We start from the raw sequence: 23,330 nt of genomic DNA on the forward strand, positions 1-23,330 counted from the left end.
GCTGGGCGTCGACCTGCACGCCATGGGAAGGGAGAACGTTGGATAACGCTTTTGGGGGCTCTGCCCCCGTCTCAGCCATGGGCTGAGACTCCCCCGAGGTATTTTTGACCAGAAAGAAGCCAGGCCGCGCGGTTTCATGGCATCATGGGAATGTAGATGGGAGAGGATTATGCGCAAGATACCCGTGCAGGGCGTGCACCACATTACGCTGACAGGAGCGGATCGCCAGACAACGATTGATTTTTGGGAGGGGGTGTTGGGAATGCCGTTCGTTTTCGAGCAGCCCAATCTGGACCGCCCGAACGAAGGGCATGTCTATTTTGATCCGGGCGACGGGCGGTTGATTACCGTGTTTACCGACGAGACCCGCAAGGGCACCCCGGACCGCACACCGACCGAACCGGGATGTGTTCATCATCTTGCCTTTAGTGTCAGTCAGGCGGTGTTTGCGCAGACAGTCGATCGTTTGGACGAACGCGGGATCAAACATTCTGGCGTGCGTGATCGCGGGTTCATGGATTCAATTTATTTCAAGGACCCTTTGGGCTTGCTCATAGAACTGGCCAGTTACCGGTTCGAACCGCCCGCCGGGCACAGCCATGTGGATGTGTTGATATGCGCGCATCGCATCCGGGTGGGACGGGGGGATCATCATATCGATCAGCGCCATCTGGCCGATGCAATAGAAGAGATCGGAGCAGCGCGCGACAGCCTGTCGAACGACAGAACCGCCAAGGATCCGTATGGCGGCTGAGGTGTCTCAGGTCACTGATCAGTGACGCGGGCGACCGATCCGGTGTTCGCAACAATTTAGGTCTGTGAATTGCGTTGGTGCGGCTCGCTGCCCGGGGCCGGCAAAGGCCGCCCGAGAGCATTCGGCCCTTTGACGTTGGCGCACCGCGGCATCAGATGGGAGTCACAGAAAAGGGTCCACAGGAATGACCTGCGGACCCTGAGAGGTGAAGTGCCGGTTTTTTTCAGCCGCGGCTGCGTTTTTCGAACCGGGGCAACATGGCTGAGAAATCCATGCCAGTGCCATCTTCGTTTTCGACAAACTGTGCATAGAGCGCCTGGGCCAGTTCCCCCATGGGTGTGTCAGCATCAGCGCTTTGGGCGGCCTGCTGGCTCAGGCGCAGGTCCTTGAGCATCAGTTCGGCGGCAAACCCGGGTTGATAGCCATTGTCCGACGGCGATTGGGGGCCAACACCGGGGGCGGGGCAATAGGCGTTCATGGTCCAGCTGTAGCCCGACGACGTGGAAACCACATCAAACATCTTCTGGCGATCCAGTCCCAGTTTGTCAGCCAGAGCAAAGGCTTCGCAGGTGGCGATCATGGTGACGCCCAGGATCATATTGTTGCAGATCTTGGCGGCCTGACCGGCACCGGCCTCACCACAGTGCACGGCCTTTTGGCCCATGATGTCAAACAGCGGTTTGGCTGCGGCAAAAGCATCTGTGGAGCCGCCGGCCATGAAGGTCAGCGTTCCGGCCGAAGCGCCACCGATGCCACCAGACACCGGAGCGTCCACGAACAGCAGGCCCGCAGCCGTGCATTTTTCGGCTACGGCACGGGCGCTGTCCACATCTACGGTCGAACAATCCACCAATGCGGCCCCGGCGGTCATTGCAGGGATCACCTGATCCGCAACAGCGCGCAGGATCTGGCCGTTGGGGAGCATCGTGATGACCACATCCGCACCGGTAGCAGCCTCGGCCCCGGAGGCGGCCATGGTGACGCCCTGGATTGACACGTCTGCCATGTCAAAGCCGATCACGTCGTGGCCTTCGGCGGCGAGGTTGGCCGCCATGGGTCCCCCCATGTTGCCCAACCCGATAAATCCGATTTTCATCACTCAATCCTCCTGAAAAGTCAGTGCGTCGCCGCCCAGCGGTTGCAGCATCTGGCTGACCGCCACGGCGGGTACGTTTTGATCCGCATATTGCCACTGCGGGGTTCGGTCCTTGTCGATGATCGCGGCGCGGATCCCTTCGAGGAAATCGCCTTTTTCCATCGCGCGAAAGGTAAAGCGGTATTCCAGGTCCAGCGCCTTGCGGATGCTCAGGGTGCTTGCACGCAGACGGTGCAGCATTTCCACGGTGCAAGCCATTGACAGGGGCGAATTGCGGTTCAGCGCCTTTAAGGTCTTTTGTGTAAACTCGCTGTTTTCATTGCGCAATCCATTCAGGATATCCCCAAGGGTTTCGCCGCCGAATGTGCGATCAATGTCCGCTTGCAGCGGCCTGAGTGCGCCTGCGGGCGGTGTTTGGGCGTGGCTTGCGATATGGGAGGGATCGCCTGACGCTTCGAGCATTTCGATCACATCCCCCCAAGTGGCTTGCGGGAGGAAATGATCGGCAAAACCGGCCAGTATGGCGTCATCGGGGCCCATGCGGCCAGCTGTCAGCCCCAGGTATTCACCCATCCGTCCCGGTGCCAGCGCCAGCATCAGCGAACCGCCAACGTCAGGGATTAAACCTATGCCAACCTCGGGCATGGCGATCTGGCTGCTTTCGCCCACGACCCGGTGCGAGCCGTGACAGCCAATGCCAACGCCGCCGCCCATGGTGAACCCCTGCATAAAGCTGATCACAGGTTTGGGATATTCAAAGATCAGCGCATTGGTGCGGTATTCATCCCGCCAGAACGTGCGGCCATAGCCAAAATCGCCCTTGGTTCCGGTATCATACAGTTCGGCAATGTCGCCGCCTGCACAGAATGCCTTGTCCCCGGCTGCGTCGATCACGATCAGGGACACGTCATCATCTTCGCGCCAATTGCGCAGGGCGGTGTCGACGGCCATGCACATGTCATAGCTCATCGCGTTCAAGGCTTTGGGGCGGGTAAAGGTGATGCGCCCCGCGCGCCCCGTTACCCGAATGTCGATGTCTGTCATAACAGCGCTGTCCTTCAACGGTTTTCAGCCAGCAGCTGACGGGCAATGATCAGACGCATGATTTCATTGGTGCCCTCAAGGATCTGATGCACCCGCAGGTCACGCACGATTTTCTCGACGCCATAGTCGGCCAGATAGCCATAGCCGCCATGCAGTTGCAAACAGCCATTGGCCACGTCGAACGACACATCTGTCACCATCAGCTTGGCCATGGCGCAGAATTTGGACGCATCATGAGCGCCATTGTCCAGCTTCCATGCGGCCTGACGCAAAAAGGTGCGCGCGGCCTGCAGTTTGGTTTCATATTCGGCCAGACGAAATTGCAGGGCCTGGAACTGGTCGATGGTTTTGCCAAAGGCCTTGCGTTCGCCCATGTATTGGATGGTCATGTTCAGCGCCGCCTGCGCGCCGCCCAGGGCCCCGGCGGAAATGTTCAGGCGACCCCCGTCCAGACCGGCCATGGCATAGCTGAAACCTTTGCCCTCGTCGCCGATGCGATTGTCCAGGGGGACAGCGCAATCATCAAATTGCACCTGCGCGGTGGGTTGCGCCAGCCAGCCCATCTTTTTCTCGTTGGCACCAAACGACAGGCCGGCATTGCCGTCTTCGACCACCACGGTGGAAATCCCCTTGGGGCCGTCGTCGCCGGTGCGGACCATGGTGACATAGGCATCAGAATACCCGCCACCAGAGATGAACGCCTTGGTCCCGTTCAAAACATAGGTGTCATTTGTTTTTTCGGCGCGTGTTTTCAGCGCTGCGGCGTCAGACCCAGAGCCGGGTTCCGTCAGGCAATAGGAAAACACCTTTTCCATGGTGCACAGTTGGGGCAACCATTTCTGTTTGGTTTCTTCGCTGCCGAATTTGTCGATCATCCCACCGCACATATTGTGGATCGACAGGAACGATCCGACGGCGGGGCAGGACATGGCCAGCGCTTCAAAAACCAGCGTGGCGTCCAGCCGCGACAGGCCGGAGCCGCCGTATTCTTCGGAGACATACAGCCCACCAAAGCCCAGTTCACCAACCCGGGGCCACAGCTCCTTTGGGATGGTGCCTTCGGATTCCCACTGTTGGGCGAAAGGCGCAATGTTTTCCTGCCCAAAGGCCAAGGCCATGTCGAATATCGCGGTTTGTTCCTCGGTCGGTGCGAAATCCATGCGTATCCCCTTTTTCGATCTGTCGGCGGCGCGTCTGTTACCTGAATTGAACGGTTGTTCTATTACTCCTGAATTCTTACAGGAGTTTTGCAGGCAGGGGAAAGAAAAAGCCGCACGCCATCCCGAGTGGTGACAAACTGCCCCAGCAGCATGGGGACAGCGGGTCGCCGGGTCGGGGCTGTATCAGGGTATCCGCCTCAGCCCGGGCGATCTTCGAGCAGTTCGATTTCGACAAATGCGCATTCAAAGTCATTTGCATTGATGACATCGTGTTCGACCCCAATTTCGCGATAGTACGGCACGCCTCGGGTCATCTCTGCCATGATACGCTGCCCATCGCCCAGGTCGATTTCCAGAACCCCGTCGAATTGGGGAACAACGACATAATCATGGGCGTGGCGGTGCCAGCCGGTGTTGTCGCCGCGGTTTTTGAACCGCCATTCCGTGACCAGAACACGTTCGTTCCGTATCATCACGGTCGGAACCGCTGATCCTGCCTGTGTGCACATTTCGATGTCCTCCGTTGCTCACCACAGACCATACTATCCGTCCCCAAACGGGTCGAAAGCGCCAGTTGTTCCTGCTGGGTCGTGCCAGGCGGGGCCGCGACAAGGCCGGATTGAGTGTAAAGCCGCGGACCATTGCACCAGATTGCGCCGGTGGAGCGGGTGTCAGATGCAACAAAAAACCCCCGACCGGTTGGATCGGGGGTGTGCTGTTTCAACATTGACGCCGGTTCAACCCTGTGGCGTGTACCAGATTGGCGATGAATAGGCGCGTTCCTGATGGATCAGCTGCGCTTCTTCGGGGAGTTCGATGCCAAAACGGATTTTGTCATAGACAACCCAGCGTGGCGTGGGAATCTCCAGCACCCGCACATAGTAGAAAGCGCGCTCCTCTGGATCAAAGTCGGGATCGGTCCAGACGGCCGTCAGTTCAGAAGCACCGATCGTGTTGCTCCAGCTGGCCGTTTCCAGATCCACCGTATTGCCGACGGCAGGAACCTTGCCATCTGCGTCAGCTGTTCGCTCGCCCGACCAGACGACGTCATAGACTTTTTCCTCGAGCGAACCATCGGTGTTCATCCAGCCTTTGACGACCTGCATACGATCCAGGTTGGCACCGATCGGGTCCCTCAGGGCCACCAGCATAAAGGTCGGGGCACCGTCACCGACGCGTTCGCGCAGATCGCCGCCCATTGGCACACCTTTTTCATAGCCTGCGACCGCTGGAGAGCGGGTGCGCAGGTCATCGTCGTTGAATTCCCAGCCGCCAAAGAAGCGCAGACCGATGCGCGGTCCGGTGGTGGCATAGGTTTCACGCCGCTTGAACGCATCATAGATCGCTTCGCGGGTGTTTTCGGTGGCCCAGACAGCCGTATAGCCCGAGGCGACCAGCTTGTGCCCGTCGATCTGACCCAGCTTGCTCTTGATGAAGGGGTGTTCGATCCGGGTGGGTGACGGTTCGACACTGACGGATTTGGAAAAGAAGTTTTCCTCCTCGGCGGTGGTCAGGCCGGTGTGGCTGTCGGTGGCACCGCCCAAACCGAATTTGTACGGGTTGGTCCCGAATTTGGCTTCCAGCGCCAGACCTTGCTTCAACGCTTCGCGGGCGTATTCGCCCTTGAGCATTTCGTCGGTTTTCAGCTCGGTCAGGTCCAGATTTCCCACATCCCAGTTTTCGTAATCTGCGAATTCATCGTTGGGGCTCAGGAAGGGATGCGCTTCGCCATCACCCTTGATCTGGGTGATCTCGTAATGCGGTTCCCATTTGGCGCGCTGCTCGACATAATCCTGATCGACGACCCCACCGTGATACGTGCCTTCGGTCGGGAACATCCAGCCATTGGACAGGTTGCCATTGTGCGAGAACGCGACCGCACGACCACCGGTTTTCTCCTGATAGGCCTCTAACCACTTGTACAGATCATGCGGATCGGTGCTGCCATAAGGTTCCTGGGTGACGGGTGGTACCATCTGCAAGGCACGCGCTGCCCCATCGCGCAGCATCACATTGCGGTGCAGGTTGAACCCCTTGGGCACGCTGGTCCATTCAAAACCGATGAAGGCGCTGAAAGTGCCGGGCTCATTGTGATGTTCGGCCGCTTTGACGATTTTTTCCCAGGTAAAGGAATATGGATCGGCCCCTGGGCTATAGGATTCCAGCAACAGTTCAGGAAGTGTGCCCTGGGCAAAGTTGGTGATGAGGTCAAAGGCAGATTCACCTGCCGCGGCGCCCCCCTCCTTGTATCCTTCGTACCATTTGCGCCCTTTGGGATCGGCCAGCACGGCGGGTTTGCCAGCCTGCAGATCAGGCGCGAACCCCATCAGGTCAGTGTGGTCAGTCAGGACCATCCAATCCAGCGGCCGGCTGAGTTTGACAGGTTGGCCGGTTGACGATTTGATCTGTTCGCCCTTGGCAAACCGCCAGGCATCATCCGGTCCCAGAATGTTGCCAAAGGCACCGGCGTCCAGCGACAGACCGGTGTGCAGATGTGTTTCGCCCCATAATGGCCGCGCTGGAAAAGTTCGATTGGCATAGGGTGAATATGGTTTTTCGGGAAATGTCCCTTCGGCGGCTTCGTGGGACGGGGTGACCTGAGCCTGGGCGCTATGCAGGCCCAGAACCAAAGGCACACACATAGCCGTTAACAGCAATCTCATTTCTACCTCCTATATGAATTTCTAATCTATCTCGGGTAACCGACATTATTTTTCGGTGTGTTATGGAATTAGATTATCGTGATTTTTGGTTTTTTCAAACGTTCATATTCTAAGTCGCGATTTTGATTGGTTTATCGGGGCGTTCGAGCCCAATCTGTATTGCCAATTAGATGGCTTACGTGATGGGGATTTCGGGCCTGGGGGCAAAGTTTGACCGGATAAACCGGATTACAGATCGGTGTGAAACTCTTCGATCAGATGGCGGACCACGGCGGGGCCGGGTGCCTCACCGCGGGCCAGGGCAGTGGCATGGACCTGTCGTTGCCGGGTGGCGCTGGTGCCATTTCGGGCAATCCCAACCAGGGTTTCGATTTCCTGTTGGGTGCCCAAGGCTTCGGTATCTTCGGACAGAATGTCGCTCAACTCTTCCAGCAGGTCGACCTGGGGTTTGATCGACCGGTCGCCAAAATCAATCAACCCTTCGTCCACGCCATAGCGTTGTGCCCGCCAGCGGTTTTCACCGATCAGGAAGCGATCATAGGCCCGCCAGCGCATGTTGCGGGCGCGCAGTCGTGACAACATGCGCACCAATGCCTGAACCAATGCCGCCAACGCCAGCGTGTGTTCCAACCGGGGTGAGACATCCATGATCCGGGTTTCCAGCGTCGGGAACCGATGGGATGGGCGCAAATCCCACCAGATCTTGGTGGTGTCTTCGATCACGCCCAGTTCGATCAACGTGCCGGTGGTGCGTTCATATTCCGCCCAGCTTTTGAAATCCGGCGGCAGGCCGGTGCGCGGCAGGTTGTCAAACACGGTCAACCGATAAGACGCCAACCCGGTGTCTTCGCCATTCCAATAGGGCGACGATGTGGACAGCGCCAACAGATGGGGCAGGAAATAGGCCAGCTGGGGCAACAGGTCGATACGGGCGGCCTGATCCTCGACCCCGACATGAACGTGCATGCCACAGATCAGCATCCGTCGCACGACGGACCCCAGAGCCGAACGCAGGTTGTCATAGCGATCCATCGGCGTGTGGTGCTGTTCTTTCCAATTGGCAAATGGGTGGCAGGAGACGGCAATGGGCGAAAGCCCGAATTGGGCGGCGCATTTCGAGATACCCGACCGCAGACGTTTCAGATCCTGGCGCGCGTCTTCAATGGTGGCGCAGACCCGGGTGCCGACTTCGATCTGGCACCGCAGGTATTCAGGGCTGACCTGGCCTTCCAGCTCGGCCCGGCAGGCCTGCATCAGCGCCTCGGGGGCTTCGGCCAGGTTTAGGCTGTCCTGGTCGACCAGCAGGTATTCTTCTTCGATGCCCAATGTAAGCGACGGCATGGAAATGGCCATGACGCAATCCTCCCCTGAATGGGATCAGTCTGACGCAACAGGATAAAAAGGCCAATGGTCGAATTGGCGCATGACGGGGGCCGGGCAAACACTCCAGCGCAGGAGGGTATGATTTAAAACAAGTTCCAGTTTTGGAATGTGTATTACCCCATGGGGATGTCGATTCAGGAGAAACAAATGAAAGGTCGCCTATTCCCCATTCTTGCAGTCATCGCGATGGTCGTGACACTGGTCACGGCCGCACAGCCCGCGCAGGCGGAAACAGATACCCCCCGAGGGTTGTTTGTAAACCTGACCACCGATGACACATGGTCCGCTGCCAAAGCCATTATGTTCGCCCATCAGAAGTCGTTGAAGAACGGTCATGAAACAGCGATCTGGTTGAATGTGCGTGCCGTCTATCTGGCGGACAAGAAACGCCCAAGCCACGTTCACGGGTTGATGGCCGAACAGGGGATTTCGATCCAGGACATGTTGAGCGCCTTTATCGCCGACGGCGGCACGGTGATCACGTGTGGGGCATGTTCCAAGGCGGCAGGATTGACCCAGTTCGATTATATTGACGGCATCATCATGGGCAGTTGGCCGGTTGTCGAAGGATGGCTGTTCCGGGACGGGATGCAGACGCTCGCCTGGTAGGGGGCGCTTGTCGCTGTGCCGTTTATCCCCAAGGCCCCCCGAAGCAGATGTTCCGGGGGGCTGATTTGGGTGTCAGCGGCGTTTGGTCGATTGCACGGCCCTGATGTGCTTTTTCAGAGTCCGCGCCTCTGCTTTACGCTCGAGCATTGATTTGGCGTTAAAGGCCTCTTCGGCCACCAGTTTTTTCCACCGTTGCAGGCGGGCGTGATCAATTTCGCCCGCCGCCAGGGCTGCCTGTATGGCACAGCCGGGTTCAGTGTCATGGGCACAGTCGCGGAAACGACAACCATGGGCCAATTCGGTCAGATCGGCAAAAACGCTGGCGACGCCCTGATTGGCATCGGTCAGCTGCAGTTCGCGCATACCCGGCGTGTCCAGCACCATGCCGCCACCGGGCAATTGGTGCAGCTGTCGCCGTGTTGTTGTGTGCCGGCCTTTGGCATCATCTTCGCGAATGGCACCGGTTTCAGCCGAATTCTCGCCGGTCAGCGCATTGACCAAAGTGGACTTCCCCACCCCGGACGACCCGAGAAAGGCCAGGGTCTGACCCGGTTTGCGCCAATCGGTCAGCTGCGTTGCGACGTCCGTATCCTTGGCGTTCAGGGCCAGAACCACGATCTGATCAGAGATGGATTGCGCCTGTTGGACAAAGGCGGCGGGATCGACGCACAGGTCGGATTTGGTCAGCAAGATGACGGGTGTCACCTCTGCCTCGAAGGCGAGAGCCACATAGCGTTCCAGCCGGGCGAGGTTGAAATCCTGATTGCACGACGACACGATAAACACGGTGTCCACATTGGCGGCAATCAGCTGAATGCTGCGCCCGGTTCCAGGCGCGCGCCGTTTGATCAGGCTCTTGCGGTCCAGCGGTTCGCTTTTGGTCGGGGTTTCCAGATCCAGCAACAGCCAATCTCCGACCACCACGTCGGGCAACTGCGGGATCAGGGTGTCGATGCCATCGCCCAGTACATGCAACTGGGTGCGATGCGCCTCTATCACGCGGACGGGGGGCGTTTGTGTCAGCTGATCCAGGCTGGTCTGCTGCGAGAAATAGGCGCTCCAGCCAAGGGATTCCAGAAACGAAGGATCACGTTTGTTCAGATCGGTTGAGGATGAACCGGAGAAAAATTGGGAAAAGTCCCGTGTCATTGCGGTCTTCTTTCGATGTCCGGCCTCCGGACGGATCCGGGGCGGAAAGGCATTTTGGGGTTGGGTACAGCCCTCACATGCCCTGACCTGTGGGGGCAGGGGGAACGTCTGTGATGGATCTGCAACGGGAGCGCACTGTGCCTCCCAACCTTACCGGGACATAAAATCTCCATTTATCGCAACAGGGATAGAACCGGGCTCCCGAGCTGTCAACACGCTCCCGCCGTTGCATGGGGGACAAGACTCCATCCGCACGTGTGTATGACGGTGATTGAAAATCGAAATGACGAGATTGGCACATAGACCAGTTCGCGCGGGAAGCGGGCTTTGCACATCCGTGCAAGCCCCCCCCCCAAAAAGCCGCCGTTCTAGAGGCGGACCTTAAAGTCTACGCTCCCAGTGGAGCTTACATGATCAATTGCCACGCTCTGGGGCCGGGATTGCAAGCAACCGACAGCAAACGATTTGCCAGGGTCCAGCTCATCCTGTTGCCGGTTTAATGTCTACCAACCTGGTTCCGTTCAGGCAATCCATACCGCGAACACCGAGTCTACCATCTGCAATCCAGTGGATTGGCACAGTTGCAGCCGCTATAGGGTTGGGCCGGTGCGGGGAGCGAAGCGCGAAGGTTCCAACCTTTAGTCCGTCACCTCGCGCGCCACGGGTTTGGGTCACCAGAGAACGGTCTACCCCCTCGAACCAGTACAAAACCAATACTGACTGCCCTTCTCGAAGGCCACAAAGACCGTCAACGAATTCAGGATCAAGGATGATCTCGCACTCTGGTCCGTTTTTCTGAACATTATTCGGACAATCCGCGAGCCTTTCAAACGGGGTTTGAATGTGACCAATAAAGCTGAGTTTGTGCATCTGTTGACTCCAGTTAATCATACTATATAGTATGATACTGAAATACTTGAACCCCTGTCAATTTCTTCATACTACTAAGGATGATCTCACAAAGCTGGCTGTTTCTACATGGGAAAGATGGACGAAAGAAGAGAAGCAAAACGCCTGTCGATCCTGACTGCGGCACGCGAAGAATTTCTGTCCGCAGGATATGAGGCCGCCAGCATGGACAGGATCGCGGCCTCGGCAAGCGTGACCAAACAAACGGTCTATCGCTATTTTCCATCAAAAATAGAGCTGTTCGAAGCTGCCGTTCGGTTCATTGGGGAATCGAGTACGGCCACATTTGCGCGTCACCTGGAAAACCCCGACTCAAAAGAGGCGTTGGTCGGTTTCGCAGAGGGATTTATCCGTTGGCACCTTGAAGACGAGCCTCTGAGGGTTTTCAGGCTGTTGGTTGCGGAAAGTGCAAAATCGCCAGAGATTGTCGAAACGTTTTTTGCGGCTGCACCCGACGAAACCGATGCGGCACTGACAAAGTTCTTTTCAGAGCGGCTAGGTATTGCGGACCCAGAAGGTCCGCTGCTTATGTGGACGTCAACACTTTTGGCGTTTCGGGATAATGTCTTGTTAGGTCGGGAACGGCCAGATGATCAAAAAATCGCCTGGCTTGCCGAGGCCGCGACGCGGGTGCTGATCACGGAAATCGCCTGATCCATCACTCTTCATGTCGCTGGCTGCGCGTGCTGGCGGCATACGAGAGCGTTGCTTTGAGCGATTTTATCTGCCGACCTTTCGTCGAAGTTTTCGACAACAGATGATTTGACTGATGGCCTGCTCAGGACGTTCTTGGACCATCTTCTGACGTTAGGCAAAACATCAAAGAGGTTCAGGTTGAACCTTTCATCCAGCATGGCAATGGTTCGCAGAACAGGCGCAAAAACCCCATCGACCAGGCCAAAGTCGTTGCCATTAAAGAACGGGTTTTCACCAATCAGGTCTTCAATGTCGCCCAGCCTGGCGCGCAGCGCAGCTTTCTCAGCCTTAAATACACAAGGGTCGTCGGTGGTTTTCAGCGCATAGAGGTTATCAAGCAGAGCATAGCTTCGCGCTATCCACATGCGGTTCTGCGCTTTTAGGAATGCATCGTCCGGATAGAGGTCGCCGCCGGTTGTATCGTTGACAAATTCAATCATTGCAGCCGATTCAAACAGTGCTTTGCCGTCGATCAAAAGGAAAGGCGTTGCACCTTGCGGCGAGACTTCATTCACCCAGCCAGGTTTATTGCCTGGCTCGATATAGGTGACAGAGAAATCAGCTTTCTTTTCCATCAGGGCGATGATCGAAGGCTGGATGAACGGGCAGTAATCATAGCCCACGATTTTGAACTTGGTCATGGTGTCCTCTATTGTATTGGGGCTCGGGTTGAAGGGGCGGGAACTCCCCTGCGCGCCGGCTCCGAGTACCCGTGCGTCTTGTTGTCGGGGCGAACTAATAGGATTGCGGGCTGATGCCCGAGGCTTCAGTTTTCGCCCTTTGTGAGATGCAGCGTGTAGGCTGTGATGGTGATCAGGATAATTGCACCACCAGCAAGGCTGTTGGCCCCTGGAACCTCGGTAAAGAAGATATAGGCCCATATTGGGGCCAGAACGGTTTCAAGCATCAATGTCATAGACACCTCGGTTGCCGTGGCAAAGCGCGTCGCGACCATGGAAAGCACCCGTCCGAACGGAGCTGTAAGAAGGCCCATCGCCCCCATGATCAGCCACGTGTTCAAGCTGAAGGTGGAGGGTTCAGTGAAAAAGAACATCGTGGCCGCAAGCAGGAAGCCACCTGTGCCAACAGCCCCCATACGACTGACATCCGGAAACTTGCGCAAAAGTGTCATCATCAGTGCGAGACATGAAACCGCAAACACGGCCAACAAATCCCCGCGCCAGTTGCCGGTATCCGTAGAACCGGACACGACAACGGCAATACCTACAAATACCCCGACAATGGCGAACAGGGTTTGTTTGGACACTTTTTCACGCAGGAATATCCAACTGAATACCGCTGCTATTGCCGGGGTTGTGCTGAAAATCAGGAATGTGTTGGCAACAGAGGTATTCTTGATTGCCGCCACCAACCCGCTGGCACTGCCCAACATAAGCACACCCGCGACAAGCAAAGGCCATCCGCTTTCGCACAACACCCGAAACAGACCGCGCTTGTCGTTCAGTTGAATGACAACAGCCATTGAGATCGCGGTGAACAGGCCAAAAAGAAACGAGGTTTCAGCCTCTTCGACCCCGGAGAACCGGATAAAGACCGGATCGAGGCTCATCAATGCCGCCCCAATGAGCGCAATTCCAATGCCCTTGAGGCGGACATTCTTGCCTGTTTGGGTGTTTGTGACTTCAGACATAGTTAGATCCTTCGCTACCAAAAGAGAGAGGCAACTGCGGCTGCCCAATTTATCATACTGGTGAGTGTGGTAATTCGATCCGCACAGGTCTGTCAATACAAATCATACTCAATAGTATGATTTGTATGGTGGCGCTACCGACAAGGCCTGTTTGACAGCAAACTGCCGTTGGTGGACATGCTGTATCGGGTAAGGTTGAGCTCAAAGAGACGAACACGGCCTGCACGAACGACGGCTTCAGGGTAGGCCTTCAGACTTTTCAGTATCTGCTCCCTGCGCTTTTCTGACGTTTGAGAGAGGCGCAGCTTCTCCTTGGGCTGTGGAGCGAGTTAGAAGGTCCGCTTTGGGCTGCCTGCAGCCATCCTTATCTGGTGCGGTGAGCGGCACTAGGGAGCCTGAAACGGAAGCCAAAAAAAAGCCCCAGCTTTGCCGGGGCCTTTGTTCCACTGGGTTTTTCTTTAATGGCAGGCAGGGCGGGTGCCAGGCAGCAGAACTTTGTCGATCACATGGATCACACCATTGTCGGCCTCGATATTTGCGATAATCACGTTGGCGCTTTCGCCGGTACCGTCGGCGATCGACACGCCAGACGAATCTTTGGTGACGCACAACCGCTCCGAAGCCAAGACTGGTTTAAAGTAGTTCGAACCGTTCGGGATCATCTCGGCGGTCAGTTTGCGGTCATCGACATGGTAAAGGAGGATATTGGTCAGCTGGCCTTTGTTCTCAGGCTCCAACAAAGTTTCCACGGTACCCTCAGGTAGCGCAGCAAAAGCGTCGTTCACGGGCGCATATACAGTGAACGGACCAGGGCCTTGCAGCGTCTCAACCAGGCCAGCAGCGCTGACTGCGGCCACAAGGGTCGAGAAACGCTCGTCGCCCGATGCTATTTCGACGATGTCAGCCGCGCTCGCGGCGGTACCCAATGTCATGGCGGTTGCCGCGATTGCGGCGAATTTGCGGATAGTTGTCATTTGAATGCCTTCCCTTTGTATTGAACATTTTCATTTGCATGTGGAAGGGATACGTACCCACGGCCGAACTCAGATTTGCCCATCACGCCATTGTGAGAAATCGACATTCGATGCACTGATCTTCGCCAAAAATAACTGCGCTGTCTGAAACGTTCCGTGGACATGTTACAGACTCGTTCATCGAAAAACGGGCAATATCCAGCTGCAGCGTACCGCCAGGCAGCGTAGGTCTGGTTTGTCGGCACACCGTACATTCGGCCAATTCGAGATCACGCAGCTGTAGCGAATGACCGCCAAGCGGCCGCAATCGAAGCATGTTAGAACCGGGGGGAACATCGTCTTTGGGCTGCCTGCTCGACTTTGCAAAGCGAATTCGCTGCAGCGGTGGCGTCGTTGAGACAAAGGTGCGACGATTAATTGCGTGGTGCCCAGGGGCACGCGATCGTGGCTGCCTGGGGCGGAACAGCCGTCGTTTCCAAAGGTCGGACCCACGGCTCTGTCCCGCTAAACAACCAATTGAAACGAAATCACCCTCGCAGACTTCTGCGAGGGTGTTCTGATTTGATCCCCAATGGAGAGGGCGGGTGCGCGGGTGCCTCGACAGTGTGGCAAGGGGCGGGCGGTTGCCCGCCCTGCCGCGCATATGTCAGCCCCAACGATCACACGGGGACATAAGCGGTGGCTTATTCCATCACGGGGATGGAGAATTCGCCGCCTTCTTTGATGCCGGACGGCCAGCGGGCGGTCACGGTCTTGGTCCGGGTGTAGAATTTGAACGCATCCGGACCGTGCTGGTTCAGGTCACCAAAGGCCGATTTCTTCCAGCCGCCAAAGGTGTGATAGGCCAACGGCACAGGGATCGGAACGTTCACGCCGACCATGCCGATGTTGATCCGGTTGGCAAAGTCACGGGCTGCATCGCCATCGCGGGTATAGATCGCGGTGCCGTTGCCGTATTCGTGATCCATCGCCAGCGAAATGGCCTCTTCGTAGGACTGTGCGCGCACGGTGGTCAGAACCGGGCCAAAGATCTCCTGGGTGTAGATGTCCATGTCTTTGGTCGCGTGGTCGAACAGGTGTGGACCAACAAAGAACCCGTCTTCGTAGCCTTGCAGTTTGAAGTCACGCCCGTCGACCAGCAGTTTGGCACCCTGATCGATGCCGGTCTGAACCAGACGCTCGATGTTGGCTTTGGCGGCGGCGGTCACAACCGGACCGTAGTCGACGTCGTTGCCAGCGGTGTAGGGGCCGACTTTCAGCGCTTCGACGCGTGGGATCAGCTTTTCCATCAGGCGATCAGCGGTTTCATCGCCAACCGGAACCGCAACCGAAATTGCCATGCAGCGTTCGCCGGCCGCGCCGTAACCGGCACCAACCAGCGCGTCAGCTGCCTGATCCAGATCGGCGTCGGGCATGATGATCATGTGGTTCTTGGCACCGCCAAAACACTGGACGCGCTTGCCCTGGGCACAACCGGTGCCATAGATGTATTCGGCAATCGGGGTCGAGCCGACAAAGCCAACCGACTGGATCGTGTCATTGTACAGGATCGCGTCCACGGCTTCCTTGTCGCCGTTGACGACCTGCAGGATGCCCTTGGGCAGACCGGCTTCTTCCATCAGTTCCGCCAGCATCAGCGGTACCGAGGGGTCACGCTCGGATGGCTTCAGAATGAACGCGTTGCCGCAGGCGATGGCCGGGGCAAACATCCACATCGGGATCATGGCAGGGAAGTTGAACGGGGTGATACCCGCGGTCACACCCAGGGCCTGACGCATGGAATACATGTCGATGCCGGGGCCGGCGCTGTCGGTGAATTCACCTTTCAGCAGTTCAGGCGCGCCGATGCAGTATTCGACAACTTCCAGACCGCGCTGTACGTCGCCAGCGGCGTCGGGCAGGGTTTTGCCGTGTTCGCGGCTCAGCGCTTCGGCCAGCTTGTCCATGTCGCGGTTCAGCAGCGAGACGAATTTCATCATCACCCGGGCACGGCGCTGGGGGTTGACGGCAGCCCAGGCAGGTTGCGCAGCGGCAGCGATAGCCACGGCGTGCTCCATCTCTTCTTTGCTGGCCAGCGGTGTTTTTGCCTGCACTTCGCCAGTGGCGGGGTTGTAGACATCCGTGAAACGGCCAGACGTGCCTTTGACGTGTTCACCGTTGATATAATGGGTCAGTTCCTGCATCGGATCCTCCTCTAAAAATCCAGCATCAATTCCTGGCAAACCATAGGCTTGCAAAAAACGGTTGAACAGGGGCAAGATATCAAAAGGATTTTGCAAAAACGCACAGCGAAATAATTGGGGCAGTCAGGGAGATCGGAATGGAGCCGCATTGGGATGATATGAAAGTGTTTCTGGCCGTCGCACGGGAGTCCAGCCTGTCCGGGGCAGGGCGCATCCTGAAGATGGACCCTGCAACGGTCGGGCGGCGGATTGCACGGTTCGAAGGTGCAATGGAGACGTCCTTGTTTCTCAAGTCGCCGCAGGGATACGCCCTGAGCGCGGCGGGAGAACGTTTGTTGGTTCATGCAGAACAGGCGGAACAGGCGATGCGCGCCGCGTCCGAAGAGATGACCGGACCCAATGAAACGCTGGCCGGTCAGATCCGTATTGGTGCCCCGGACGGCAGCGCAAATTATATCCTGCCTCAGGTCTGTGCCAAGATCGGCGAAGCCAACCCAGATCTGGACATTCAGATTGTCGCCTTGCCCCGGGTGATCAACCTGTCACGGCGCGAGGCGGATATGGCGGTGACGGTCAGCGCGCCGACCGCCGGGCAGCTTCTGGTCAAGAAAATCTGCGATTACAAGCTGCACATGGTTGCGTCGCGCCACTATCTGCGGGCGCACCAGGGCATTAATACCGTTGACGACCTCAAGGATCACCCGATGATCGGGTATATTCCCGACATGATTTTTGACAAGGAACTGGATTACCTCAGCGATCTGGGGATTGACCGTGTGGCGTTGGCGTCGAATTCGGTTTCTGTGCAGATCAGAATGCTGGCGCAGGGCACCGGAATCGGTGTGGCCCACGACTTTACATTGCCATCCCACCGTCCGCTCCGGAAAATCCTGGTCGATGATATCAGCCTGACGCGCAGTTTTTACCTGGTGCGCCACCAGGGGGACCAGCGCAGCGACCGTCTGAACCGGTTTGCCGACGCTTTTTCCGCGGGCATCCGCGACGAGGTGGCGCGGCTGGAAGCGATGACTTGACTTGCCCTGATATTGCGGCAACCCTTGGATAAAGGAAATAAAATTACGGAGGTACCCCGATGCTGATCCAGGCAATTCTCAAGTCCAAGGCAAGTGACGCTGTGGTGACGGTCAAGCCTGATGCCTGTGTGTCGGATGCGGCGAAATTGTTGTCTGAAAAGGGCATCGGAACGGTGGTCGTTTCAGCGGATGGTGTCGCGGCTGACGGCATCCTGTCGGAACGCGATATTGTGCGTGAGCTGGCCAAAAGCGGCGGCGGATGTCTGGACAAGGACGTCAGCAACTATATGACCAGCAAGCTGGTCACATGTACGGGGCAGGCCAACATCGAAGATGTTTTGCAACAGATGACCAAAGGGCGGTTCCGCCACATGCCGGTGGTTGAAGACGGCAAACTGGTCGGCATTGTGACGCTGGGCGACGTGGTCAAGGCGCAGTTGGCGTTGGTGGCGATGGAGAAGGATGCCCTCGAAGGCATGATCATGGGACATTAAGTCCTCCGTATTTTCCCCCTCTTGCGTGGGCACATGCAACTATGTTTGCATGTGCAGCAATATATAGGATCAGAAATAGGAGAGCACCATGCGCGTGGGGCTGTATCCGGGTACGTTCGACCCGATAACATTGGGTCATGTGGACATCATTCGCCGTGCGGCTGCATTGGTGGACAAATTGGTGATTGGTGTCGCGATCAACCGTGACAAGGGGCCGTTGTTCACGCTCGAAGAGCGGGTGGCGATGATCGAAGCGGAATGCGCCAAGCTGAGTGCGGAAACGGGTACTGAGATCATCGCTCATCCCTTTGAGAACCTGTTGATTGATTGCGCCCATGATGTGGGAGCTCAGATTATCGTGCGCGGTCTGCGGGCTGTGGCGGATTTTGAGTATGAATTTCAAATGGTTGGCATGAACAGGGCGTTGGACGATACAGTCGAAACTGTGTTTCTGATGGCCGATGCCCGCCGCCAGGCAATCGCCAGCAAACTGGTTAAGGAAATTGCCCGTCTTGGTGGGGATGTATCCAAATTTGTTACACCGATGGTCAATGAGGCCTTGAAAGACAGACTTCACAGGCCGTGATCAGGTGTAATCGGCGGGTCCTGAAACCCCGTCCCGCGGCCGTTCGAACGGCCGTGGAAATTCCGATTTGCAATCAGGAAACAGATGCCTCGTCTGGCGCTGTGTCAACGGCGCGTGCGAGCGCCGTTTGAGGCGCAGAAGCCTGGGACAAACCGGGCCCAGGTCAGCGCCAGAAGGCCACCCATTCGATCAGATCGGCCAACTTTTTAGCCAGGAACAAGAGGTGTTCCTGACCATAAAGAATGATGTCTCCAATCAGGAGGATCAGGATCAGGCCACCCAGCCACATAGCGATGGTATTGGTCATCTGGACAGGTCCCTGGTTGTCGACAAAAGAAAACGCCCGGTCAGATATGCCTGACCGGGCGTTCGATCTCAAGAGGCGGCGTGCGCAGGGTTAACCCAGTTTGCCCATCGCCACGGCGACATCGGCCATACGCACCGAAAATCCCCATTCGTTGTCATACCAGGCCAGCACCCGAACCAGGCGACCGTCCAGAACCCGGGTCTGTTCCGGCGCAAAGATCGAGCTTTCGCTGGTGTGGTTGAAGTCGGTCGATACCAGCGGCGCAGGCTCATAGCCCAGAACACCCTTCATCGGGCCGGCGGCAGCTTCGGCTACGGCGGCGTTGACCTGTTCGGCGGTCACATCGCGACCCGCGCGGAAGGTCAGGTCCACCGCCGAGACATTCGGTGTCGGAACGCGAATGGCAGACCCGTCCAGGCGGCCTTTGAGGTTCGGCAGAACTTCGCCGAGTGCCTTTGCGGCCCCGGTCGACGTCGGGATCATCGACATGGCCGCGGCGCGGGCGCGGTACAGATCCTTGTGGCGGCGGTCCAAGGTGGGCTGGTCGCCGGTATAGGCGTGAATGGTGGTCATGATGCCGTGTTCGATGCCGAATGCCTCGTCCAGCACTTTGGCGATGGGCGCCAGGCAATTGGTGGTGCAGGACCCGTTCGAGATCATGGTGTCGGTCGCGGTCAGCTGGTCGTCGTTGACACCGAAGACGATGGTTTTGTCGACATTCTTGCCGGGTGCCGACAGCAGTACTTTCTTGGCACCACGGTCCAGATGCGCCTTGGCTTTTTCACCGTCATTGAATTTGCCGGTGCATTCCAGAACGACGTCACAGCCGTCCCAGTCCAATTCGTTCATGTCATAGGTCGAAAACATCTGCATGTCTCCGCGACCCAGGTTCATGGTGTTTTCACCGATGCTCACGTCGCCGGGGAAACGGCCATGCACGCTGTCGTATTTGATCAGGTGGGCGGCTGTTTCCAGCGGGCCTGTGGCGTTCACCTTGATCACCTCGATGTCATCACGGCCCGAGGCCGCGATGTGAGAGAGGGTGCAGCGGCCAATGCGGCCAAAACCATTGATACCAACTTTGATGGTCATAGACATGTCTCCGAACGGGCAAGAACTTTCTGCTGTCCTATATCGGGCACAGCATGTCACCTAAAGGGGGAAATGCGTCATTATAGGAGCCTGTTAGCGCAAAAAGTGACGGGTGGCGCTAACGCGTGCGGCTTTGGGCGCGGTGGCCATGATGAATCGACGGAACCAGACGGTTTGCGGGGGGCAGACGGTTGTGTCGGACGGCGGATCGGATAGGGTGCAAAGTCAATGAATTTGCGCTGCGAGCAGAAATAAAGGGGACGCGGGATGAGCGGTTTGCTGGCCTTGCTGGATGATGTGGCAGGCATTGCCAAGGTGGCGGCGGCGTCGATTGACGATGTGGCGGCGGCAGCGGGCAAGGCCGGGGCAAAAACGGCGGGTGTGATCATCGACGATGCTGCGGTGACGCCAAAATACGTCCAGGGGTTTGCGCCTGCGCGGGAACTCCCGATCATTTGGCGCATCACGCGCGGATCGCTATTCAACAAGCTCATCCTGCTGATGCCCGTGGCCATGTTGTTGGCCAATTTCGCGCCGTGGCTGATTACGCCGCTGCTGATGCTGGGTGGGTCCTATTTGTGCTTAGAAGGGGCTGAAAAGATCTTTCACGTGTTGTTCCCGCATGCCATCCACGAGATCGAAAGCGACATGAGCATTAAGGATCCTGGTCATCTGGAAGAACAGAAGATCAAGGGGGCGATCAAGACGGATTTCATCCTGTCGGCCGAAATCATGACCATCGCGTTGGCCGCGATCGAGGCCCCGAATGTCTGGATGCAGGCGGCAACCTTGGCCGTTGTGGCCATTGGAGTCACGGTCGCGGTCTATGGCTCTGTGGCGCTGATCGTCAAGATGGATGATGTGGGTCTGTTTCTTGCCAGGACTGCGCCGACGCCCATCGGGCGCGGTCTGGGACGCGGATTGGTGCGGTTCATGCCCGTGCTGATGAAGGTTCTTTCCGTCGTCGGCACGGCCGCGATGTTGTGGGTTGGTGGCTCGATCATCATTCATGGGCTCGAGGTTCTGGGCTTTGGCTGGTTGGGTCACCTGATCCACGATTTGGCCTTTGCGCTGGGACATGCGGTTCCTGCGGCGTGGACCGGGTTTGTGGAGTGGACGGCCAAGGCAACCATGGACGGGGTGTTTGGCGTGGCGCTGGGATTGGTGTTGATCCCGGTGGCAACCAAGCTCGTCGGCCCTGTCCTGGCCCGGTTGGGCGGCGCGCAAAAGACGCACTGAAGCTCCGATCGAGACTCAGACTGAGACCCAGATTTGCAGGACTTCTGCACTCCTTGCACATTCTTTGCACTGTCGGATCGGCAAGGGTGCGTCTGTCCGGCCAATGACAGCGCGCTTTCGTTGTCTCTGTCGGACAGGTGTGACGAACCTCGCCCCGAGCCGTGCTGTACAGTTCCCAAACCCGGTGGGAGAGGGGCAGGGCATGCGTCCCCGCAACCTGCCATGTCGCCGGTACGTTTGTCCCGGAAAATTTGTGCGGGTGAATTTGTGCGGGTGAAATTTTTGGGTGCCTAGATTTCGAAACGCGCCGGAGAATAGGGTGCCATGTCGATGTTTGGTTGGGACTGGTCGATCATCTGGGCAATCAGCCGCCCGGTTTTGGGCCCGGCAGTCAGCCCCACGTGCTGGTGGCCAAAGGCCGTGAAAATACCGCTGTCGCCCAGCTCTCCGATCAGCGGCAGGCTGTCGGGGGTCGAGGGGCGGAAGCCCATCCATTCCTGGGTGCCGGAATAGGTTAGGTCGGGAAATGCTTCGCGTGCCTTGCGCCGGAGCAGTTTGATCGGCGCGCTGCTGGGCCCGGCGTGATGGTCGCCCATTTCGACCGTACCCGCACAGCGCAGCCCCATCTCCATCGGGGTCACCCCGAATTTGCCGGTGGTCATCATCATCGGGTTGTTGGGCATCATGGATGGATTTTCGAATATCACATGGTAGCCGCGTTCGGTTTCCAGCGGCACCTTGAGCCCCAGTTTGCCCATCAGCTCCTTGGACCAGATGCCTGCGGTGATCACCGCATGGGAACAATCGAACCGGCCCTGATCGGTGTCGATATGGGTGATGTGGCCGTCCGATTTGGGGAAATCCTGTACCTGGGTCTGGATGAACTGACCACCGTTGTCGGTGAAATGTCGGGTCAATTCGGCGATGTACTGGCCCGGGTTCAGGATATGCCCCTGACCTTCGAGCACAGCCAGACATTGGATGGCCGGGCCCAGAATGGGTTCCGCGTCATGGGCGTCTTGTCCGGTCAGCACGGTGGGCGTGAATCCGGCGTGGCGTTTCATTTCCCAGGCATAGGCGTCGGCCTGATACGCCTGACGCGTGGGGTAGGCATAGCTGAATTTGCTATCGGCAATCCAGCGTTCCAGCGGTGTGCCGCGCACCAGGGATTTGTGCTGATCGACCGCGTCCGTCAGGATCGGGATCAGGTTTTGCACCGTGCGCCGGGTGGCGGCATCGGTTGCATGGGACATGAATTTGGTCAGCCAGGGCAGCATTTTCGGCAGATAGGCCCATTTCATGAACAGCGGACTGTTGGGATTGAGCAGGTATTTTGGCGCATCCAGCCACAGGCTGGGCGTGGTCACCGGCACCACCGCCCATTGCGCCAGTAACCCGGCATTGCCGTATGACGCCCCCATGCCCGGTTCGCCCTTGTCCATCAGGATGACGCGTTTCCCGGTGCGTTGCAGCCAGATGGCCGTGGACACACCACACATGCCCGCACCCACGACGATGATTGATTTGTCTGTCATTTGCCCACCCGGTTTTTCGCGAGTAAATCCGCGACTTTGCGATGACACAAGTTTCTTTTGTCAGGGCAGCGGTAAAAAGAGATCGATGACCAGATTCAGGCTGCGCGCTTGGGATCAGGTCGTGGCCGCTTTGAACTCCGGCAGACTTTGCTCTTCTTTTGGTATAGGCTTGAACAGGTTTATTGCAGCTAGGAAATTGCCATGACGACTCCGGAAAACCGGCTCAAAGACTTGGGTCTGAAACTGCCCGCGCCGACCAAATTACCCAAGGGCCTGCATTTGCCCTTTGACTTCGTCAATGTCCGAGGCACGCGGGTCCTGTTTTCCGGCCACCCCAAAAATGCACAGGATGGGAGCCTGGATGGCCCCTTTGGTGTTGTCGGTGCTGACCTGTCAACGGAGCAGGCATATGCGGAAGCCCGAGACATCGCTCTGACGGTATTGGCGAACCTGAAGGCAGACCTGGGCGAGCTATCGCGGATCGTGGGATGGGTCCGTGTCTTTGGCATGGTGACATCTGCGCCGGGCTATAGCGAGCAACATGTTGTGGTGAATGGCTTTAGCGACCTGATCATTGACGTATTCGGTCACGATATCGGGCGCCATGCCCGGTCTGCCATCGGAGTGGCGGGCTTGCCTCTTGGGTTCGCGATGGAAATCGAGGGGGAGGTTCTGATCTCTGACTGACAGGTTCTGGATGCGATGCCTGGCAGAAGATACTGCCCATGACCAGAGGCGTCAGCCTGTTTCAAAAGGCACAAAAAAGGGGCAC

Annotated in this window: 23 protein-coding genes; 8 read left to right on the forward strand and 15 right to left on the reverse strand. The window is 57.5% G+C overall.

Going from position 1 to position 23,330, the window contains the following annotated elements; genetic code table 11:
- Nucleotides 1-169: 169 nt before the first annotated feature.
- Nucleotides 170-754: a VOC family protein gene (locus K3727_09965; protein ID UWQ93072.1), complete on the forward strand. Its 585-nt coding sequence runs from the start codon at nucleotides 170-172 to the stop codon at nucleotides 752-754.
- Between the two features lie 223 nt (nucleotides 755-977).
- Here K3727_09965 and mmsB read toward each other — a convergent pair whose 3' ends face one another.
- From mmsB to K3727_09995, 6 genes are all read right to left on the reverse strand, one after another.
- Nucleotides 978-1,850: a 3-hydroxyisobutyrate dehydrogenase gene (mmsB, locus tag K3727_09970; GenBank protein UWQ93073.1), complete on the reverse strand. Its 873-nt coding sequence runs from the start codon at nucleotides 1,848-1,850 to the stop codon at nucleotides 978-980.
- A 3-nt stretch (nucleotides 1,851-1,853) separates the two neighbouring features.
- On the reverse strand, nucleotides 1,854-2,894 hold the full coding sequence (locus K3727_09975; protein ID UWQ93074.1) for an enoyl-CoA hydratase/isomerase family protein: 1,041 nt from the start codon (nucleotides 2,892-2,894) through the stop codon (nucleotides 1,854-1,856).
- Between the two features lie 14 nt (nucleotides 2,895-2,908).
- Nucleotides 2,909-4,054, reverse strand: a complete 1,146-nt coding sequence (locus K3727_09980) for an acyl-CoA dehydrogenase family protein (GenBank protein ID UWQ93075.1) — start codon at nucleotides 4,052-4,054, stop codon at nucleotides 2,909-2,911.
- A 197-nt stretch (nucleotides 4,055-4,251) separates the two neighbouring features.
- Complete coding sequence (locus tag K3727_09985) at nucleotides 4,252-4,563, reverse strand: cupin domain-containing protein (GenBank protein ID UWQ93076.1); 312 nt, start codon at nucleotides 4,561-4,563, stop codon at nucleotides 4,252-4,254.
- A 228-nt stretch (nucleotides 4,564-4,791) separates the two neighbouring features.
- Nucleotides 4,792-6,696: a DUF3604 domain-containing protein gene (locus tag K3727_09990; protein ID UWQ93335.1), complete on the reverse strand. Its 1,905-nt coding sequence runs from the start codon at nucleotides 6,694-6,696 to the stop codon at nucleotides 4,792-4,794.
- A gap of 249 nt (nucleotides 6,697-6,945) precedes the next feature.
- Nucleotides 6,946-8,070, reverse strand: coding sequence for a carboxylate-amine ligase (locus K3727_09995; protein UWQ93077.1), 1,125 nt, complete (start codon nucleotides 8,068-8,070; stop codon nucleotides 6,946-6,948).
- A 150-nt stretch (nucleotides 8,071-8,220) separates the two neighbouring features.
- Between K3727_09995 and K3727_10000 the strand changes: the two genes are divergently transcribed.
- Entirely contained in the window at nucleotides 8,221-8,709 is a 489-nt protein-coding gene (locus tag K3727_10000; GenBank protein UWQ93078.1) for a DsrE family protein, read from the forward strand.
- A gap of 72 nt (nucleotides 8,710-8,781) precedes the next feature.
- Here K3727_10000 and rsgA read toward each other — a convergent pair whose 3' ends face one another.
- Nucleotides 8,782-9,858, reverse strand: a complete 1,077-nt coding sequence (gene rsgA, locus K3727_10005; GenBank protein ID UWQ93079.1) for a ribosome small subunit-dependent GTPase A — start codon at nucleotides 9,856-9,858, stop codon at nucleotides 8,782-8,784.
- A 480-nt stretch (nucleotides 9,859-10,338) separates the two neighbouring features.
- On the reverse strand, nucleotides 10,339-10,749 hold the full coding sequence (locus K3727_10010) for an SAM-dependent methyltransferase (protein ID UWQ93080.1): 411 nt from the start codon (nucleotides 10,747-10,749) through the stop codon (nucleotides 10,339-10,341).
- 96 nt (nucleotides 10,750-10,845) lie between these two features.
- On the opposite strand from K3727_10010, the gene K3727_10015 reads away from it, so the two are divergent.
- Nucleotides 10,846-11,421, forward strand: coding sequence for a TetR/AcrR family transcriptional regulator (locus tag K3727_10015; protein UWQ93081.1), 576 nt, complete (start codon nucleotides 10,846-10,848; stop codon nucleotides 11,419-11,421).
- An 11-nt stretch (nucleotides 11,422-11,432) separates the two neighbouring features.
- Here the strand turns inward: K3727_10015 and K3727_10020 are convergent, their stop codons facing one another.
- From K3727_10020 to K3727_10035, 4 genes are all read right to left on the reverse strand, one after another.
- Nucleotides 11,433-12,104, reverse strand: a complete 672-nt coding sequence (locus K3727_10020; protein ID UWQ93082.1) for a glutathione S-transferase family protein — start codon at nucleotides 12,102-12,104, stop codon at nucleotides 11,433-11,435.
- Nucleotides 12,105-12,229: 125 nt separating this feature from the next.
- Nucleotides 12,230-13,033 (reverse strand): DMT family transporter, encoded by an 804-nt coding sequence (locus K3727_10025; GenBank protein UWQ93336.1) that lies wholly within the window; start codon nucleotides 13,031-13,033, stop codon nucleotides 12,230-12,232.
- A gap of 539 nt (nucleotides 13,034-13,572) precedes the next feature.
- Nucleotides 13,573-14,088: a fasciclin domain-containing protein gene (locus tag K3727_10030; protein UWQ93083.1), complete on the reverse strand. Its 516-nt coding sequence runs from the start codon at nucleotides 14,086-14,088 to the stop codon at nucleotides 13,573-13,575.
- A 683-nt stretch (nucleotides 14,089-14,771) separates the two neighbouring features.
- Nucleotides 14,772-16,271, reverse strand: a complete 1,500-nt coding sequence (locus K3727_10035; GenBank protein ID UWQ93084.1) for a CoA-acylating methylmalonate-semialdehyde dehydrogenase — start codon at nucleotides 16,269-16,271, stop codon at nucleotides 14,772-14,774.
- Between the two features lie 137 nt (nucleotides 16,272-16,408).
- On the opposite strand from K3727_10035, the gene K3727_10040 reads away from it, so the two are divergent.
- The 3 genes from K3727_10040 (at nucleotide 16,409) to coaD (ending at nucleotide 18,385) form a co-directional block, all read left to right on the forward strand.
- On the forward strand, nucleotides 16,409-17,305 hold the full coding sequence (locus K3727_10040; GenBank protein UWQ93085.1) for a LysR family transcriptional regulator: 897 nt from the start codon (nucleotides 16,409-16,411) through the stop codon (nucleotides 17,303-17,305).
- Nucleotides 17,306-17,364: 59 nt separating this feature from the next.
- The gene (locus tag K3727_10045) at nucleotides 17,365-17,799 is read left to right on the forward strand and encodes a CBS domain-containing protein (protein ID UWQ93086.1); all 435 of its coding nucleotides are present in this window, start codon (nucleotides 17,365-17,367) and stop codon (nucleotides 17,797-17,799) included.
- Between the two features lie 88 nt (nucleotides 17,800-17,887).
- The gene (coaD, locus tag K3727_10050) at nucleotides 17,888-18,385 is read left to right on the forward strand and encodes a pantetheine-phosphate adenylyltransferase (GenBank protein ID UWQ93087.1); all 498 of its coding nucleotides are present in this window, start codon (nucleotides 17,888-17,890) and stop codon (nucleotides 18,383-18,385) included.
- 163 nt (nucleotides 18,386-18,548) lie between these two features.
- On the opposite strand, the gene K3727_10055 is transcribed toward coaD, so the two are convergent.
- Together K3727_10055 and gap are read right to left on the reverse strand one after the other, a co-directional pair.
- The gene (locus tag K3727_10055) at nucleotides 18,549-18,692 is read right to left on the reverse strand and encodes a hypothetical protein (protein UWQ93088.1); all 144 of its coding nucleotides are present in this window, start codon (nucleotides 18,690-18,692) and stop codon (nucleotides 18,549-18,551) included.
- A gap of 90 nt (nucleotides 18,693-18,782) precedes the next feature.
- Nucleotides 18,783-19,784: a type I glyceraldehyde-3-phosphate dehydrogenase gene (gap, locus tag K3727_10060; protein UWQ93089.1), complete on the reverse strand. Its 1,002-nt coding sequence runs from the start codon at nucleotides 19,782-19,784 to the stop codon at nucleotides 18,783-18,785.
- Nucleotides 19,785-20,051: 267 nt separating this feature from the next.
- Here gap and K3727_10065 point away from each other — a divergent pair, with 267 nt between their 5' ends.
- Nucleotides 20,052-21,023 (forward strand): DUF808 domain-containing protein, encoded by a 972-nt coding sequence (locus tag K3727_10065; protein UWQ93090.1) that lies wholly within the window; start codon nucleotides 20,052-20,054, stop codon nucleotides 21,021-21,023.
- A 290-nt stretch (nucleotides 21,024-21,313) separates the two neighbouring features.
- Here the strand turns inward: K3727_10065 and K3727_10070 are convergent, their stop codons facing one another.
- Nucleotides 21,314-22,558 (reverse strand): FAD-binding oxidoreductase, encoded by a 1,245-nt coding sequence (locus K3727_10070; protein UWQ93091.1) that lies wholly within the window; start codon nucleotides 22,556-22,558, stop codon nucleotides 21,314-21,316.
- 201 nt (nucleotides 22,559-22,759) lie between these two features.
- On the opposite strand from K3727_10070, the gene K3727_10075 reads away from it, so the two are divergent.
- Nucleotides 22,760-23,245, forward strand: coding sequence for a RidA family protein (locus K3727_10075; protein UWQ93092.1), 486 nt, complete (start codon nucleotides 22,760-22,762; stop codon nucleotides 23,243-23,245).
- Nucleotides 23,246-23,330: the final 85 nt, after the last annotated feature.

This window comes from Rhodobacteraceae bacterium M382, assembly GCA_025141015.1.
Taxonomy (GTDB): Bacteria; Pseudomonadota; Alphaproteobacteria; order Rhodobacterales; family Rhodobacteraceae; genus Aliisedimentitalea; species Aliisedimentitalea scapharcae.